Annotated in this window: 15 protein-coding genes; 11 read left to right on the forward strand and 4 right to left on the reverse strand. The window is 34.7% G+C overall.

Translation table 11 applies throughout. The annotated features are described in order from the left end of the window. Positions 1-1,183: hypothetical protein (locus MTX13_RS14015; RefSeq protein WP_250437116.1), on the reverse strand; the 1,183-nt coding region annotated here is incomplete at its 3' end. Positions 1,184-1,447: 264 nt separating this feature from the next. Then, on the reverse strand, positions 1,448-2,956 hold the full coding sequence (gene hutH, locus MTX13_RS14020) for a histidine ammonia-lyase (RefSeq protein WP_250437118.1): 1,509 nt from the start codon (positions 2,954-2,956) through the stop codon (positions 1,448-1,450). Between the two features lie 120 nt (positions 2,957-3,076). Between hutH and MTX13_RS14025 the strand changes: the two genes are divergently transcribed. Further along, positions 3,077-4,129, forward strand: a complete 1,053-nt coding sequence (locus MTX13_RS14025; RefSeq protein ID WP_250437120.1) for a redoxin family protein — start codon at positions 3,077-3,079, stop codon at positions 4,127-4,129. 48 nt (positions 4,130-4,177) lie between these two features. Here MTX13_RS14025 and MTX13_RS14030 read toward each other — a convergent pair whose 3' ends face one another. After that, positions 4,178-5,746: an NAD(P)H-hydrate dehydratase gene (locus tag MTX13_RS14030; protein WP_250437130.1), complete on the reverse strand. Its 1,569-nt coding sequence runs from the start codon at positions 5,744-5,746 to the stop codon at positions 4,178-4,180. Between the two features lie 288 nt (positions 5,747-6,034). Between MTX13_RS14030 and thrA the strand changes: the two genes are divergently transcribed. The 7 genes from thrA (at position 6,035) to MTX13_RS14065 (ending at position 13,142) form a co-directional block, all read left to right on the forward strand. Then, on the forward strand, positions 6,035-8,482 hold the full coding sequence (gene thrA / locus MTX13_RS14035) for a bifunctional aspartate kinase/homoserine dehydrogenase I (protein ID WP_250437148.1): 2,448 nt from the start codon (positions 6,035-6,037) through the stop codon (positions 8,480-8,482). A 2-nt stretch (positions 8,483-8,484) separates the two neighbouring features. Next, complete coding sequence (locus MTX13_RS14040; protein ID WP_250437161.1) at positions 8,485-9,408, forward strand: homoserine kinase; 924 nt, start codon at positions 8,485-8,487, stop codon at positions 9,406-9,408. After that, positions 9,409-10,704 (forward strand): threonine synthase, encoded by a 1,296-nt coding sequence (thrC, locus tag MTX13_RS14045; RefSeq protein ID WP_250437181.1) that lies wholly within the window; start codon positions 9,409-9,411, stop codon positions 10,702-10,704. Between the two features lie 34 nt (positions 10,705-10,738). Then, positions 10,739-11,254, forward strand: a complete 516-nt coding sequence (locus tag MTX13_RS14050) for a GNAT family N-acetyltransferase (RefSeq protein ID WP_250437183.1) — start codon at positions 10,739-10,741, stop codon at positions 11,252-11,254. Positions 11,255-11,293: 39 nt separating this feature from the next. Then, positions 11,294-11,497, forward strand: coding sequence for a YgaP family membrane protein (locus MTX13_RS14055; protein WP_103052852.1), 204 nt, complete (start codon positions 11,294-11,296; stop codon positions 11,495-11,497). Positions 11,498-11,642: 145 nt separating this feature from the next. Beyond that, entirely contained in the window at positions 11,643-12,335 is a 693-nt protein-coding gene (locus tag MTX13_RS14060; RefSeq protein ID WP_250437185.1) for a hypothetical protein, read from the forward strand. 189 nt (positions 12,336-12,524) lie between these two features. Continuing rightward, positions 12,525-13,142, forward strand: coding sequence for a hypothetical protein (locus MTX13_RS14065; protein WP_250437187.1), 618 nt, complete (start codon positions 12,525-12,527; stop codon positions 13,140-13,142). Between the two features lie 66 nt (positions 13,143-13,208). On the opposite strand, the gene MTX13_RS14070 is transcribed toward MTX13_RS14065, so the two are convergent. Continuing rightward, a complete protein-coding gene (locus MTX13_RS14070) occupies positions 13,209-14,846 on the reverse strand; it encodes an aminopeptidase P N-terminal domain-containing protein (RefSeq protein WP_250437189.1) in 1,638 nt (545 codons plus the stop codon). A 187-nt stretch (positions 14,847-15,033) separates the two neighbouring features. Between MTX13_RS14070 and gcvT the strand changes: the two genes are divergently transcribed. The 3 genes from gcvT to MTX13_RS14085 are packed head-to-tail and all read left to right on the forward strand — an operon-like array spanning position 15,034 to position 17,314. After that, positions 15,034-16,116 (forward strand): glycine cleavage system aminomethyltransferase GcvT, encoded by a 1,083-nt coding sequence (gene gcvT, locus MTX13_RS14075; protein WP_250437198.1) that lies wholly within the window; start codon positions 15,034-15,036, stop codon positions 16,114-16,116. Positions 16,117-16,139: 23 nt separating this feature from the next. Beyond that, positions 16,140-16,970 (forward strand): sugar nucleotide-binding protein, encoded by an 831-nt coding sequence (locus MTX13_RS14080; protein WP_250437208.1) that lies wholly within the window; start codon positions 16,140-16,142, stop codon positions 16,968-16,970. A 53-nt stretch (positions 16,971-17,023) separates the two neighbouring features. After that, the gene (locus MTX13_RS14085; protein WP_250437210.1) at positions 17,024-17,314 is read left to right on the forward strand and encodes a 4a-hydroxytetrahydrobiopterin dehydratase; all 291 of its coding nucleotides are present in this window, start codon (positions 17,024-17,026) and stop codon (positions 17,312-17,314) included. Positions 17,315-17,374: the final 60 nt, after the last annotated feature.

A 17,374-nucleotide genomic window follows, 5' to 3' on the forward strand; every position in this document is an offset into this window, starting at 1 on the left:
TTGCACTCCCAGTAATTGGCTCTGCACAATCGCTTGTGGCTGTCCAGGTTACTGTTGTCTCACCTCCACAGGCATTCGGTGCGCCTGGATTATCAATCTGAACATCCAAGTTACAGCCTCCCGTTATGGTTCCTGTGGCTACCCATGCATCAAACGCTGCATCTACTTCATCCTGTGATAAGCATGAACCTACTCCTGAATCCTGTGGTACATTGGCTATAATATCTTCAGACTCTATCCAAGTATATGTTACACTCAAGGCTTCAGCAACATTACCACAGGCATCTGTGTAGTTTGCTGTCCATGTTTGGGTATAATTACAGCCATCTGCTACTGGACCTTCAGTCTCGCTTTCTAAATCCATGTCTCCGTCCATGCAATTATCGTCCACCTTGAACATTGGTGGTACAATCTCTGGATTACAGCCTAAATCACCGCTCTGTGAGTCTGATGTGATTACTGGCGCTTCGGTATCTACTGTCCAAGTGTATGTTACACTACATCTTTCAAAATCATATGTTTCATTACCGCATGAATCAATTGCAGCAAAAGTATATGTTACACTTCTATCACAACCTTCATCATCTAAAACAGTATCATAAACAAACACCTCTGATGAGCCGAAACAGTTATCATCGGTATCAACAAAATCAATTAAACTTTCTCCTGTTGGTATTTCTTTTGGATTACAACCCAAATCGCCTCCCTGTAAAGCTGTACATATAACTTTAGGCGGCAATGTGTCTTGTGTCCAAGTATATGTTATACTAACTGGCTCATACTTAAGTCCACATTTATCAGAAAAGGTGGCTGTCCATGTTTGACTATAACTACAGTCAAAACCTCCTGCATTTTGGGGTCCTTCAGTAGAAACAATAATTAAACAATCTGCCTTTGAATAAAATTCTGGTGGAACGACATCAGGGTTGCACCCTAGATCTCCACTCTCGGCATCTGTTTCAATAATTGCAATTTGAGTATCTCCAATATTGTTTTGGCTGATTGTTAGTCTTTGACCAAAACTTTGGAAAGAACCAAATGCAAAAAATAAAATAACCATAAATGAAAGAAAGGATTTAAAAACACCTTTACCATTTATGGTTGCACAAAATCCATTACGGATTGAATTTTTAACTGAATTCCTACAACAAGAACTCAATTGATTGCTGGTAACTTTGTACATTAACATAACATTTTAGTTTGATTAATAATGTGTTACACAACACAGGAAGGCTCTAAATGAAATCAGTCCTTGACTGTGCAAACAATCAAAAACTTGAAGTTTTATGAAGTAAATTGAGGCATTTAATTGCTATTAATCAAATGCTAAAAATCGAAAGTTGAACAAATATTTCATTCATTCAAAAACGAATATAAATAATTAAGGGTCTGCTTTCAAAGGAAATTAGATAATCTACAATTAAATTAGATAAGCTGTAAATTACAATTAAAACATTTCATTTGGCTCAATATTTAAATTCTTAAGAAATAATATTGAGGCTTCAATATCTTTATAGAGCTCTCTATCATTATGAACCAAATTAACTTCGCCTCTAAAAACATTGACTAAAGATTGAAGAAATTCTGATGACTTTAGCGGCTTTCTAAACTCCAATGCTTGAGAGGCATTAAACAATTCGATTGCTAAAATTCTTTCAATGTTAATTAACAAGGAATAGGCTTGAGTAGCGGCATTTGCTCCCATACTAACATGATCTTCCTGTCCGTTACTAGACACAATGCTATCCACACTTGCTGGACTTGCAAGTTGTTTATTGGCACTTACAATACTTGCTGCTGTATATTGAGGGATCATAAACCCTGAATTTAAACCTGGATTCTCTACTAAAAATGTTGGTAACCCACGTAATCCAGAAACCAATTGAAATGTCCGTCTTTCTGAAATGTTTCCTAATTCTGCCATAGCTATTTTTAAATAGTCTAATGCCAATGCCAAAGGCTGTCCATGAAAATTTCCTCCAGAAATAATTTCATCTTCTTTACTGAATATATTGGGATTATCAGTTACAGAATTAATTTCAGTAATAAACGTCTTTCTTACAAAGTCTAAAGTGTCTTTTGTTGCTCCATGAACTTGTGGAATACATCGAAACGAATATGGGTCTTGTACATGCTTCTTCTCTTGCGATATTAATTCGCTTCCTTCCAAAAATTCTCTTATTCGTTCAGCTGTTTTTAACTGGCCATTATGCGGACGTACTAAATGGACCAATTCATTAAAAGGTTCTATTCTACCATCAAAAGCTTCAAGCGAAACACTTCCTATTAAATCAGATAAATAAGATAATTTATAAGACTTTAACAAAAGGTGAATACCATACGCACTCATAAATTGCGTTCCATTTAATAACGCTAAACCTTCTTTAGATTGCAACTGAATAGGTTTCCATGAAAACTTATTTAAGGCTTCTTCTGCATTACAAATTTCACTTTTCGAATACACTTCCCCTTTACCAATTAAAGGTAAAGCCATGTGAGCCAGAGGTGCCAAATCGCCTGAAGCACCTAATGAACCCTGGGTGTAAACAACAGGCAAAACATCTTGATTATAGAAATCCAATAAGCGTTGAGCTGTTTCTAATTGCACCGCACTATGACCATAACTTAACGATTGAACTTTTAAAAGCAGCATTAATCGCACTATACTTTTCGGAACCTTTTCACCAGTGCCACAAGCATGAGACATTACTAAATTTTCTTGTAATTTAGTTAAGTTGACTTTTGAAATTTCTACATTATATAATGAACCAAAACCTGTATTAATACCATAAATCGGTCTATGCTCTGTCTCTAATTTGTTATCTAAATACGCTCTACTAGCCTTAATTTTCAGAATAGATTCTTCTGAAAGCGCCAATTGTTTATTATTTACAACAATATCAAAAATTGTATTTAAGTCTAAAGGCTTACTAGATATATAATGTATGTTCTCCATGATTCGTGAAAATTGTTTCAAAAGTCTATATTCAATGGTAATTATGCAAACAATTGTTAATAATTAATGAGTTTATATTTATAAATTATATTTTTGAAAAAAACCAATACATTAAAACGCATGAAAAAAAGCCTATTAGCATTATCTGCATTAGCAATATTAGCATGTCAAGAAGATGCTCCTAAAGATTACGTAACCCTTACAGGAACCATAACAAATCAAAATAGTGATTCGTTGGTAGTAAGAAACAGATCTTACAGTAAAACAATTACTGTTAACCAAGATGGAACATTTAGTGATACTTTAAAAGTAGAAACTGGTATTTACTCTATTTTCGATGGTGCCGAAAGCACCAATGTCTTTCTTAAAAATGGTTATGAGCTTAATATGAGCCTAGACACTAAAATGTTTGATGAAACAGTTAAATATGAAGGTCTTGGTTCGGAACAAAGTAATTTCTTGGCACAAAAATCTTTAAAGGAAGAACAGCTTTTAGATTTTGATGCATTAAGTGCTATTGAGGATATGGAAACCTTAAACAAAACTTTAGATGGTATAAAATCTGAATTAAATGCGTTTTACACATCTAACACGGAAATAGATTCAACCATAACCAATAGTTCTATTGAAACTTTAGAACCCATGTTAAACTCGTACAAAAGGTATCTTGGCCAATCTATAGCTTTAAAGCAAGAATTACCTAAAGGGTCTGAATCTCCTGCATTTACAGATTATGAAAATGTTGATGGTTCAAAAACCTCTTTAGCAGATTTAAAAGGCAAGTATGTTTATGTTGATGTTTGGGCAACCTGGTGTGGCCCTTGTAAGGCAGAAATACCACATTTAAAAGCTATTGAAAAAGAATATCATGACAAAAATATTGAATTTGTTAGTCTTTCTGTAGATGACGGTCGTGGTTATAAAGCTGATTCAAAAGAGGAAGCTGCAGCTCTTGCCAAAGAAGGTTGGAAAAAAATGATTGCTGAAAAAGAATTGGGTGGTATTCAAATTATTGCTCCTGAAGGATGGCAATCTTCTTTTGTTAAAGATTATAAAATTAGTGGTATTCCTCGTTTTATCTTAATAGATCCAGATGGTAATGTAGTTAACCCAGACGCACCAAGGCCATCTAGTGACAAGCTTAAAGAATTATTTACCGAATTAAATATTTAATTCATTTAAAGAAATCCAATAAAAAAAGCCACTAGTTAGTGGCTTTTTTTATTGTTGATTATTAGATTTTTCTTCGGGTTGTTCTTCAACTTCCGGTTGTTCAGGCTGTTCAAACAAACTGATATAGGCTTCTCCCAATGCTTCAATAATATGTGACGCAATTAAACTTTGATAACCTAAATCATCAACAGCAATATCGGCAGATTTTCCATGTAAATACACTCCAAATACAGAAGCTGCCAGTGGGTCATATCCTTGGGCAATTAATCCAGTTATCATTCCTGTAAGCACATCTCCTGTTCCAGCTGTTGCCAATCCTGGATTTCCGCTTGAATTTATATATAATTTATCTCCCGATACTATAATTGTATTGGCTCCTTTTATAACGATAATAACCTTATAGTCGTTAGAGAGCTTTTTAACTTTTTCTAATTTATCAAAATCATCATCCCACTTTCCTATCAACCTTTCCAACTCTTTTGGATGGGGTGTCAAAACTGTATTTTCGGGTAAATGTTTCAATAGCTTCTTATCTCCAGACAATAGGTTAATACCATCTGCATCTATAACTAAAGAAACTGTATTGGTTTTAATAAAATTCTGAAATGCTATTTTAGTTTTGTCATGTACACCAAGACCTACACCAATTCCAATAGCATTTGTATTAATATTATTAAAATCTATATCAGAAATATATTCATCAGCTACATCAGTTATAACCATGGCTTCAGGAAAGGACGCTTGCAAGGGAACATAACCACACTTTGGCACATAAGCAGTTACTAAACCTGCTCCTGAAGTTAGTGCTGCTCGACTGGCCAAATTTACAGCTCCAATTTTCCCATAACTACCTCCAACTATTAATGCATGCCCAAACATACCTTTGTGAGAAAACTTATCACGTGGCTGGTAAATGGGCAATACTTCGTGCTTTCCTATTAAATCGACCTCTGTTGCTGTTGACATTAAGTACTCTCTATCTATACCTATATCCAAAACTTCCCATTGAACTGTATATTTAGCAGTATCTGGTAAAAAGAACACCAATTTAGGAGATTGAAAACTTAAGGTATAACCAGCCCAAACTACGTTATTCTCATCATCAGGAATCTTATCTGTCTTTAACCCAGAAGGAATATCTATAGATAATGTAAATGCCTTCGATTGCCTAAAATATTGAAATAACTTTATCACCCAATCTGCTGGTGGACGATTGAGTCCAATGCCAAATACCGCATCAATAATAATATCAGGTGTTTCAATAGGTGGTAAATCATCATTAGGACCTAATAGGGTTGGCCAATCTTTTGTGGTTTCCTTTATACGTTCGTAGTTGATTAAGAAATCTTTTGAACGTTTATCACTATAATTTACTATATACGTTTTAACATTATACCCATGGGTTATTAAATGCCTCGCAACAACCAAACCATCACCACCATTATTTCCAATACCACAAAATACGTGAATGGGTACTTGAGCACCTTGCATGCGCATATGCAACCAATTGAATATTTGGGTTCCAGCACGCTCCATGAGTTCAGTAGATGTAATGTTTTGTCGTTCAGCTGTTAGCCTATCTCCTTCATATATTTGTTCTTTAGAAAAAATCTTCATTTATAAATCTTGTTTTTAATCGATTTTAATGGTATTCAATCCAAAAAAAATCAATTTATTTTTTTATTACTGTAAAAATAATACTTTTGATAGTACAGACAGTTATATGACTACTTCTAATAACATAGAAAATAAAATTAACGCAAATAGCTTTGCTGTTTGTATTTCTACTGTTACCACTACTACCCCTTGGGGTTAGTTTCTATTTCACTTCCGTACTTATTTTGTAAACTTTTTACAATCTCTATTCAACAAAAATAAAATTTATTAGTCCTTAAACGATTAATTATGAATGTATTAAAATTTGGCGGCACATCTGTAGGCTCCTCAAAAAATATCAACCAAGTCATCTGTATTTTAGAAAATTATGCCAAAAACGAACCCGTAATCTGTGTGGTTTCAGCCATTGGTGGCATAACCAATAAGTTGCTTCAGGCTGGCGAATTAGCACAAAGTAAAAACGAAAGTTATTTATCTGTTTTTAAGGATATTAAATCAATTAATTTAAATATATTGTTTGAGTTACTCACAAATCAAGACACAACTTCAAAAGAGTATTTGGAAAGCAAGCTGCAAGCCTTAAAAAGCCTTTTGGATGGCATTTATTTAATCAATGAATTGTCACCTAAAACTACTGACAAATTAGTGAGCTTTGGTGAACTGTTATCTTCGTATATCATTACTGAAGCATTAAAAGAACGTGGCAATAATGCTGTTAGAAAAAATAGTCAAGAACTGATTATTACCGATTCCAATTTTACCAAAGCTGAAGTTAATTTTGATATTACAAATACGAATATCCAATCTTACTTTACAAACTCCAAGCAATCCATTACGATTATTCCCGGATTTATTTCCCAATCTGAAGATGGTGAACAAACGACTTTAGGTCGTGGAGGATCTGATTTTACAGCGGCTATTATTGCAGCTGCATTAAAAGTAAATAGATTGGAAATCTGGACCGATGTTAGTGGTATGTATACGGCTAATCCTAAATTAGTTAAGCAGGCCTACCCTATTAAAAACCTGTCATATCAGGAAGCTATGGAACTATCCCATTTTGGAGCCAAAGTACTATATCCACCAACTGTACAACCAGTATTAAATTACAACATACCAATTCATATAAAAAATACTATGGAACCAGATGCTCCTGGAACTGTAATCTCAAATGAATATACCAACGGCAAAACAACCGTAGCTAGAGGCATCAGCCATATAGATAAAATTTCGCTGTTAACCCTTCAAGGCAATGGTATGGTAGGTATACCAGGATTTTCAAAGCGATTATTTGAGACTTTAGCACTAGAAAAAATTAATGTGATTTTAATTACTCAAGCATCTTCCGAACACTCTATTTGTTTTGGAATTTCTGAAGATGATATCCTGAAAGCCGAAAAAGCTATCAACTTGGCATTTGCCAATGAAATAGCCTTGCATAAAATTGATCCTATTCTAGTTGAGAACAATCTTGCCATAATCGCACTCGTAGGTGATAATATGAAAAACCATCAAGGTGTTAGCGGCAAACTGTTTAGTGCATTAGGAAAAAACAACATCAATATTCGTGCTATTGCCCAAGGTGCATCTGAAAAGAATATCTCAACAGTAATCTCCCAAAAAGATGTAAAAAAAGCTCTAAATACCATTCATGAACGCTTTTTTGAAGACCAAAACAAACAACTCAACGTCTTTATTACAGGTGTTGGTAATGTTGGAGAGCGTTTGGTAAAGCAAATAAAACAACAAAGAAAATTCTTAAAAGAACAGCTTAAAATAAACCTTCGCGTGATTGGTCTATCAAACTCCCGTAAAATGGTTTTCGATGATTCTGGTCTATCACTTAAAAACTGGAAAGAAAGCCTTGAAAATGGTGAAGATGCTACTTTACAGGACTTTTTAGAACGTGTAAAAACCTTTAACCTGCGTAATAGTATTTTTGTTGATGTGACGGCCAATGAAACCGTTGCCAACATGTATGACGCCTATTTAAAGGAAAGTATTGCTGTAGTTGCCTGTAATAAAATTGCTTGTTCCAGTGAATTAGCTAATTACCAAAACCTAAAATATCTATCTCGGAAATACAACGCACCCTTTCTCTTTGAAACCAATGTTGGTGCAGGATTACCCATAATTGACACCCTAAACAATTTAGTTGCTTCAGGAGATCGAGTAACCTCAATTCAGGCGGTACTTTCTGGAAGTTTGAACTTTGTGTTTAATAACTTTAACGATGAAACCAAATTTCACGATGTTGTGAAACAAGCTCAAGCGGAAGGCTACACAGAACCTGATCCTAGAATTGATTTAAGTGGTGTTGATGTCGCACGAAAAATTCTTATTTTGGCTAGGGAAAGTGGCACAGATATGAATTTGGAAGATATCAAGAACAACTCATTCCTGACTAAAGCTAATTTAGAAAGCAATTCTGTTGATGATTTTTATCAGACCTTGATTGGTGATGAAGCGCATTTTCAACAACTTTACGCTTCAGCTAAATCCAAAAATTGTCAGTTAAAATATGTTGCCCAATTCAATGATGGCAAAGCCGAAGTTGGATTGCGAGAAATCCCTGAAGGGCATCCTTTTTACAATTTAGAAGGAAAAGATAACATCGTCATGTTTTACACGAAACGTTACCCAGAACAACCGATGATTATTAAGGGTGCTGGTGCTGGAGCCGATGTGACAGCTTCTGGTTTGTTTTCAGATATTATTAGAATTGGTAATAACTAACTATGGATAAAATTACAATTTTTTCACCTGCAACTGTTGCCAATGTCTCCTGTGGTTTTGATGCTTTGGGACTCGCTTTAAATGGAAAAGGTGACAAAATGATTTTCACCAAACGTCAAGACAATCAATTAATCATTACCAAAATTGAAGGTGCCAATCTCCCCTACGACATTGACGATAATTTAGTTGGAACCGTTATAAAAGCCATGCTTCAAAAACTTGATTTGCAGTTAGGTTTAGACATAGAAATCTATAAAGGATTTAAGCCAGGAAGTGGATTGGGTTCCAGTGCGGCCAGTGCTGCTGGTACGGCTTACGCCATCAACGAATTATTGGGAAAACCTTTTTCAAAAATTGAATTGATTCAGTTCGCCATGTTTGGTGAAGAAGCTGCGTGTGGCTCACAAATTGCCGATAATGTTTCAGCAGCCTTGTTTGGTGGTTTTGTGTTGATAAGAAGTTATAATCCTCTGGAAATTGTGAGTTTACCCGTTCCTGATGATTTATATATTACCGCCTTACATCCACAAATAGAAATTAAAACGGAAGATGCACGCGATGTTTTGCCAAAGGATATTCCATTAAAAAGTGCTATTACACAATGGTCCAATGTAGGTGGTTTGATAAGCGGTCTCTACACAAATGATTACGACCTCATCAGTAGGTCTTTACAAGATGTTATTGTAGAGCCTGTTAGAAAAAAACTGATTCCTCATTTTGATTTAGTAAAAAATGCTGCTTTGCAATCTGGCGCTTTAGGCGCTGGCATTTCGGGAGCTGGACCAACTATATTTGCCTTATCAAAAGGCATGGAAACAGCCAAAACCGTTGAAGAATCCATGAGCAAAATATATTCGAATACAGACATTGAATTTTATACTTTTACATCTGAAATTAGTGTTGATGGCGTTAAAACAATTACTTAAATGAACTTTTACTCATTAAACAATAAAGCCAACAAAGCTTCCTTCAAAGAAGCTGTTATCAAAGGCATTGCACCTGATAAAGGCTTATATTTCCCAAAAAGTATCACACCTTTACCAAAATCATTTTTTGAAAATATTGATACGCTTTCCCATACTGAAATTGCTTTTGAAGCCATCAAGCAGTTTGTTGAGCCAGATATTCCAGAAACGGTATTAAAGGAAATCATAGAAGAAACAATATCGTTTGATTTCCCAATAGTCAATATCAACAATCAAATTTCTACACTAGAATTGTTTCATGGTCCTACCATGGCATTCAAAGATGTTGGCGCTCGATTCATGGCGCGTTGTTTGGGCTATTTCAACAAAGACAATACCAACGAAGTTACCGTTCTGGTTGCCACTTCTGGTGATACTGGTGGTGCTGTCGCCAATGGTTTTTTAGGTGTTAAAGGTGTTAATGTCGTTATTCTATATCCTAGCAGAAAAGTCAGCGATATTCAAGAAAAGCAATTAACTACTTTAGGTCAAAACATTACCGCTTTAGAAGTAGATGGTGTTTTTGACGATTGTCAGGATATGGTCAAGCAAGCCTTTTTAGATACTGACATTACCAACCATAAACAATTGACGTCTGCCAACTCCATTAACGTGGCCAGATGGTTACCGCAGCTATTCTATTTTATGTTTGCGTATAAGGCATTGCATAATAAACACCAAGAAATCGTTTTTTCAGTGCCAAGTGGTAATTTTGGTAATATTTGCGCTGGCATGATGGCGCAACAATTGGGTTTACCTATCAAACATTTTATTGCCTCAAACAATGAAAACAACGTCGTGACCAACTATTTAAATTCCCAAAGCTATAACCCCAAACCTTCCGTGCAAACCATTAGTAACGCAATGGATGTTGGCAATCCCAGCAATTTTGTACGTATTCTGGAGATTTACAACAACAATTTTCAAACATTAAAAAAGAATCTTTCCGGATTTAGTTTTTCGGATGCTCAAACACGAGCAGCCATGAAAGAACTGTATACCAATTACAATTACATAGCCGACCCACACGGAGCCGTAGGCTATTTGGGCTGCAAAGCCTTTTTAGAAAACAACCCCCAAAGTCATGGTGTGTTTTTGGAAACCGCACATTCAACCAAGTTTTTGGATGTGGTTGAAGAAACCGTAAACACCCAAGTTCCTTTACCAAAACAGATTCAAGATGTTATGGGCAAAGACAAACACAGTATTAAAATATCCTCTTATAACGACTTAAAGAAATTCCTGCTTATGAATTAAAAACAAATAAAACTTAAGTAAACGCTATTATCTTATGACAACCATACTAACCGCTACTGGCATTGATGCCAAAATGCTCTCTGAATTAGGCAAGCAGACTTTTTTGGAATCCCACGGACACAGTGCTTCCAAAAAGGACATTACCAATTATGTGAAAACCAAATTCGCTATTGCTGAATTTGAACGCGAGCTCAAGCAAACCAAAAACCATTACCATATTCTATATCACAACGAAACACCCATTGGCTATTCCAAATTGGTATTAAATGTTACGGGTAAAAACATTCCCAATAAGACCACTACCAAACTAGAACGCCTGTATGTCCTGCAAGAATATCACCATCTTAAATTAGGATTGGAACTGTTTAATTATTGTGTGACTTTTTCTAAAAACCATCAGCAGTCTGGCATGTGGCTGTACACCTGGGTAGAAAACCAAAAAGCTATTTCGTTTTATAACAAGGCAGGCTTTAAAATTGTAGGCAGTTACGATTTTAAAATTTCAGACACCCATTATAATCCCAATCATCAAATGCTGTTGACATATTAATAGCTTTTTTTTGTATCTTGACTAATAAAAACCTCTATTATGAAAAAAAACATGGGAACAGCAGACAAAACCATTAGATTATTGGTTGCTGCGGTCATTGCCGTACTGTATTTTACAGGAAACATTTCAGGAACATTAGGAATCGTGTTACTAGTTGTGGCCATAGTTTTTGCCCTAACAAGCTTTATGAGCTTTTGCCCGTTGTATAAACCATTAGGTATTAACACGTGTTCGAAGAAGTAGAAATTTTATAGTCTTTAAATTCTAAAAAATAAAGCACAACACCGGCTATAGTTCCTTTAGACTTTTCTTTAGGACACGAGCATGAAGTGCAAACTGGAAAAGTCAAACCATAGCCAAACAAGTTGTAATACATTTTGGCAAACCAATGAAATTTATCAATCTAATCATAATTTTACTTCTAACTTTTAGTTGCTCTAACGACAAAGAAATAGAAGCGTTTGAAAATATTTTGGGTAAAGAAAATAGTGAAACACTAACATATCTTGTAAACGACTTTGAAACCGACTTTTTAAAAAGACAATATCCTAACTTGACCACCAAACAAGCCTACAAACAATTTTTGACCGAGCTATCAAACGGAAAAACTGAAAATTGGGAACAGATATCAAAAAAAAGCATAGCATATTTAGAAGAAAGTACTTTAAGGTTAGAAATTTTCAGTGTTCCCGATTCAATCTGGATTGAACGTGACCCCAATAAACTGACTATTAGCAATAGCCGTATTCCATTGTTAAAAATTAAAAGTAAATATTTAACGCCCGATGGCACATTGGGTTATACTACTTCTGAATCTACTTTTGAATTTGTGAAGCCAATAAATGAGGATTCAATCATTGAATCTCGAAAATATTATTACAACATTAATGTTATTGGAAGCTATTCAAGGGCATTAAACGCAATCTCTAAAAAATCGTATTTTCTAATAAATTATCTTGACAAACGAGAAGCGGCCGGTAGGTATGACCCTAGAATTGTTGCCAAGCAAATGTTGAAATCAAAAGTTGATTTAGACAACTATTTTATAAAAAGATTGATAATCACCGAAATAGTCTATTAAAAAAATACGTTTACCAACACCATGTATAGCTCATTACGGCTAAAATCCCTATCGGACACGAGCGCGAAATGCAAACTACCGTTAGCAAAGTCCTGTCGGATTTGCTATCTTTCGGCTATTGTGGGAAATCCGCGAGGATTTTCACGTAACTAGCTATACACAAAAACTACTTTAAAACAATTGAAAAAATTGAATTCTAAAACTGCTGGAAAATGGATTAATGTTAGCGAAATGAGACAATTTCGTGATTTAGATATAATTACTTTCGAGAATGGTAAGATTAATTATTCAGTCCTGGAAAGCACTGAAAATGAAATAAACCTTAAAGTGAAAAAAGTCGAAAATCGATCTGAAAACTTATCTGATTCAAACTTTAAATTCATTAATCCCAACCGAATTCGATTTTATCGAAAAGGAAAAAAACATACAGTAATTAACGAAATCGAATCTAAAACTGAAGATGAAATTTTTGAATATGATTATGTCAGATTATTACCTACCGAATCAAAACTATCGGAAAGTAGAATTCAACTCTTAAAATACAATTTTGAATGGAATAACGAAAAAGGCATAATTGAATTCAATAAAATTTTAGATAAGCCAGAAACCTTTGAAATACTAAAGAAAACTGGATACAAAGGTCGAAAAATACTATTAGAAAAAATAGATAGTACATTATTGATATCTTTTTTTCGTAATAATCACAAAGGATTGGTCCTTCCAATAAAAGAAATTGATGAAAATAAAGCTGTTTTATGTGGACTTCCTTTGGAACCTTATGAAATGATAGCGACTCGAATTAATTAAAAAACATAAAACCCAAACAACTCTCACAAGCTATTTGGGTTTTTATAAATAGTATATAGTTTGTATCTAATCCAAGGTTGGCAATACAAAATCATCCAAAGCACTTTTTTCTTTCATTAAGGCTTCAATCTCATCTGACTTACGAGGTGCTTCTCCAGATAAATTCACAGGACCATTATCGGTAATTAAAATATCGTCTTCAATACGTACGGCGATTCCCCACCATTTTTTATCACAAGGGCTACCATCTGGAATATAAATACCAGGTTCAACCGTAATCACCATATTAGCTTGTAAAGCACCATAATCTCCTGGATCATGAACATCCAATCCTAAATAATGTGACGTTCCATGAGGAAAGTATTGACGCGCTTGGTCCTCGCTTTCAACAATACCCAATTTTACCAATCCAGCATTAATTACTTCACGCGAGGCAGCATCAACCGAACCAAATTTAGCCCCAACAACTGTAGCTGCAATACCTGCTTCCTGCGCTTCGTAAACCAAATCGTAAATGGCTTTTTGCTCTTTGGTAAACTTACCATTAGCAGGAATAGTTCTGGTAACATCAGCTGTATAACCATGATATTCAGCGCCTAAATCCATAAGCACTAAATCGTTTTCCACTTTCATTTTTGAATTTTCTATGTAGTGCAAGACACAACCATTATGTCCAGCACCAACTATACTTGGATACCCCTCATACTCGCTACCATATTTCTTGTATACGTACTCGTGTATACCTTGAATTTCCAATTCAGACATGCCAGAATGCATGGCTTTCATTATTTCTCGCTGGCCCATAGCAGAAATTCGAATAGCTTTGGTAAGCAATACCATTTCCTCTTCTGTTTTAATTTGGCGCAAGCTTGCCATAATGGTTGATAACGATTTGGAATCCAAATTACTTTTAGGAGCTTCCGATTCTATTTTAATGACCTGTTGCTTTAACTCAATACGGGTTTTATCATCAGTGGCATTAACATAACCGGCAATAACCTCATCATCTTTCAATTCTGGAAAACGTTCAAAAGCATTACCTATGGTTTGGGCCACGTTAGCACTGTTCTCAACATCTGTGGCTTTAATCATTTCATAAACACGGTTTTTTATTGGGTCTTCTTCAACAAACAGTTTGTCGTAATTGGATTGGGCTTTAAACGCTTCTATCAAACTATATAAATCGGCTTTATTTCGTTTAGAATCGCGATAGTCATTTTTAAAGTTATTAAACATAACTTTATCAAAAGCACTAAAATCAATTCCAGAATTGGCAAACTCTGCTCCATTGTAAGCGACATCAAAACCGAGTTCTTTTTTAGCACCTTCAGTCCCTAAACGTCTACCTGTCCACTGCTCTGCTTGTGGATTACGTTCTTGAACATAAAGAATTTCATTAAATGTGTTGCCATTATCATCTGTTTGGTTTTCCTTGAATACCACCAAAACAGCATGAGGTTCCTTATAACCCGTTAAATAATAAAAATTTGGATCTTGGTGGTAGACATAATCTACATCATTGGCACGATTTCTAACTGGATTTGCAAAAAACACTGCCACACTATTATCAGCCATTTTAGATCGTAATGATTCGCGTCTTTCTTTATGAAAATCTGAACTCAAATAGTCTTTTGGCAAACCATCTTGAGCGGTGATTACTATTGAAAAAAGAAATAAACAAAAGGTAAATAATTTTAATCTCATTATGAATTGGTTTTAAGAACCCTAAATTAATTTTTAATTGTGAAAAGCAGGATATTATTAAAAAAAATTAACAAAGTTTTAATTGTAGAATATCAACCAAATCCTAAAATAAAACAGATAATTTTCAATACTTTTGCGACACAACAAAAGTCTAACTAATCGATTTCTACATAACCCTTATAGAGATATGAAAAATACTGCTTTAACCGATACACACATTGCTCTAGGCGCCAAAATGGTTCCGTTTGCTGGATATAATATGCCTGTTCAATATGAAGGCGTTAATATAGAACATGAAACCGTGCGACATGCTGTTGGTGTTTTTGATGTGTCCCATATGGGTGAATTTTTAATTGAAGGACCTAGTGCTCTAGATTTAGTGCAAAAAGTAACCAGTAACGATGCCAGTAAACTTTCGCCAGGAAAAGCACAATACAGTTGCTTCCCTAACGATAATGGTGGTATAGTAGACGATTTAATAGTCTACATGATTAAAGAAAATCAGTATTTATTAGTTGTAAATGCCAGTAATATTGAAAAAGATTGGAACTGGATTAGCTCCAAAAACGATGTTGGTGCTACGATGCGTAATTTAAGTGACGACTACTCTTTATTAGCAATACAAGGCCCTAAAGCTATTGAGGCTATGCAAAGTTTAACCAGTCATGATTTATCTGAAATTAAATTCTATAATTTTGTTGTTGGTGATTTTGCAGGTATAGAACACGTTATTATTTCTGCTACTGGCTATACAGGAAGTGGTGGATTTGAAATTTACTGTAAAAACAGTGAGGTTAAACAAGTTTGGGACAAGGTTTTTGAAGCTGGAGTCGATTTTGGAATCAAGCCCATAGGTTTGGCTGCTCGTGATACACTACGTTTGGAAATGGGCTATTGCTTATACGGTAATGATATTGACGACACAACCTCTCCTTTAGAAGCAGGTTTGGGATGGATAACAAAATTCACAAAGGTATTTACAAGCTCTGATAAACTCTCTGAAGAAAAAAAGCGCGTTCTAAAACGCAAACTTGTAGCTTTTGAATTAGATGAAAAAGGTATTCCTAGAAGCGGTTATGATATTGTTGACAGTAATGGTAAGCTTATTGGCAAGGTAACTTCAGGGACCATGTCTCCTTCACTAAAAAAAGGTATTGGTTTAGGTTATGTTGCTCCAATTTTTAGCGATTTTGGAAGCAAAATACATATACAAATACGTAAAAATGCTGTTCCTGCAACGGTAGTTAAATTACCGTTTTATAAAGGGTAATTTATTTTTTTTGAAAGGATTTAATGAAGGAGATCAGTAACAAGCATCGTATTTTAATATTTGGAGCCAGTGGCTTTATAGGCTATGCCATTTACAAAGAACTTTGCGGTTACTTTAAAACGTTTGGTACTTACAGAACACCAAAACATGAGTTTGTAAAAAACAAGCAATTCATTCAATATAATGTTGAGGAAGACGATGCTTTTGAAATTTTGGAAATTGTAAGGCCAACTATAATCATTTCAGCTTTACGTGGTGATTTTAATGCTCAAATTATTGCCCACACCCATATGGTTGAATTTATGAAATTGCACAAAACCAAGATGCTCTTTCTATCATCTGCAAACGTTTTTGATGCCTACAGCAAATACCCAAGTTATGAAAACGATAAAACGTACAGCAACAGTGTTTATGGATATTTTAAAATTAAGTTAGAGAACATGTTCATGCGACTGCCAAAACGGCAAGTCGCAATTTTAAGACTTCCAATGGTACTGGGTAAACATTCACCGAGAGTCGAAGAGATTAAAACATTACTCAAATCAAAAGAACCTATTGAAGTATTTCCTAATTTAATCATGAACGTTACTTCAGACTACAAAGTCACTCAACAAATACATTATATCATTAACCGAAATAAATACGGAATTTATCATTTGGGTAGTCAAGATTTGGTTCACCATGAAGAGTTTATTGAAGAAATCACCCATTTATTGCACTTGGGTAAAGCAAAATTTAAGCGTGTTTACACAACCAACGACGATAGGTATCTAGCAGTTTTACCAAAAGACCATTTACTTCCCAAGCACTTGCAACTACAAAGTAAAGAGGTTCTAAAAGAAATAGAGCTATAGTTTTCATTTACATTGGTATTTCACTATTTTAGGGTAACTTAAAAAACTATATTATGAAAAGACTGTATCCTCAAGAAATAGAGAAAAAAATATTGCGCTTCCCAGATTGGGAATATTACGATAATGCCCTTCACACCGAATTTGAATTTGATAATTTTAAAGATTGTTTTAGTGCCATGAGTCGTATTGCTTTTGAATGCGAAGCCTTAAATCATCACCCTAATTGGACAAACATTTATAACACGCTATCTATTTCATTATCAACACATGATGCAGGAGGCGTAACCGATAAAGATTTTAAGCTGGCTGAAGCTATTGAAATGATTGTTGAAGTGCAGGATTAGAGCTTTTAATAGCTAATCTATTTTACTACATTTGCTTAACAATTAATACTAACACTTTTA

It is taken from the genome of Hanstruepera flava, from assembly GCF_023634025.1.
In the GTDB taxonomy this organism is placed as follows: domain Bacteria; phylum Bacteroidota; class Bacteroidia; order Flavobacteriales; family Flavobacteriaceae; genus Hanstruepera; species Hanstruepera flava.

Bases quoted from the DNA above. Each gene is read 5' to 3' on its own strand.
- MTX13_RS14070 (WP_250437189.1), bottom strand. From the start codon at position 14,846: ATGAGATTAAAATTATTTACCTTTTGTTTATTTCTTTTTTCAATAGTA.
- thrC (WP_250437181.1), top strand. From the start codon at position 9,409: ATGAACTTTTACTCATTAAACAATAAAGCCAACAAAGCTTCCTTCAAA.
- MTX13_RS14085 (WP_250437210.1), top strand. From the start codon at position 17,024: ATGAAAAGACTGTATCCTCAAGAAATAGAGAAAAAAATATTGCGCTTC.
- MTX13_RS14025 (WP_250437120.1), top strand. From the start codon at position 3,077: ATGAAAAAAAGCCTATTAGCATTATCTGCATTAGCAATATTAGCATGT.
- MTX13_RS14050 (WP_250437183.1), top strand. From the start codon at position 10,739: ATGACAACCATACTAACCGCTACTGGCATTGATGCCAAAATGCTCTCT.
- MTX13_RS14060 (WP_250437185.1), top strand. From the start codon at position 11,643: ATGAAATTTATCAATCTAATCATAATTTTACTTCTAACTTTTAGTTGC.
- MTX13_RS14030 (WP_250437130.1), bottom strand. From the start codon at position 5,746: ATGAAGATTTTTTCTAAAGAACAAATATATGAAGGAGATAGGCTAACA.
- MTX13_RS14080 (WP_250437208.1), top strand. From the start codon at position 16,140: ATGAAGGAGATCAGTAACAAGCATCGTATTTTAATATTTGGAGCCAGT.
- hutH (WP_250437118.1), bottom strand. From the start codon at position 2,956: ATGGAGAACATACATTATATATCTAGTAAGCCTTTAGACTTAAATACA.
- gcvT (WP_250437198.1), top strand. From the start codon at position 15,034: ATGAAAAATACTGCTTTAACCGATACACACATTGCTCTAGGCGCCAAA.
- MTX13_RS14040 (WP_250437161.1), top strand. From the start codon at position 8,485: ATGGATAAAATTACAATTTTTTCACCTGCAACTGTTGCCAATGTCTCC.
- MTX13_RS14055 (WP_103052852.1), top strand. From the start codon at position 11,294: ATGAAAAAAAACATGGGAACAGCAGACAAAACCATTAGATTATTGGTT.
- thrA (WP_250437148.1), top strand. From the start codon at position 6,035: ATGAATGTATTAAAATTTGGCGGCACATCTGTAGGCTCCTCAAAAAAT.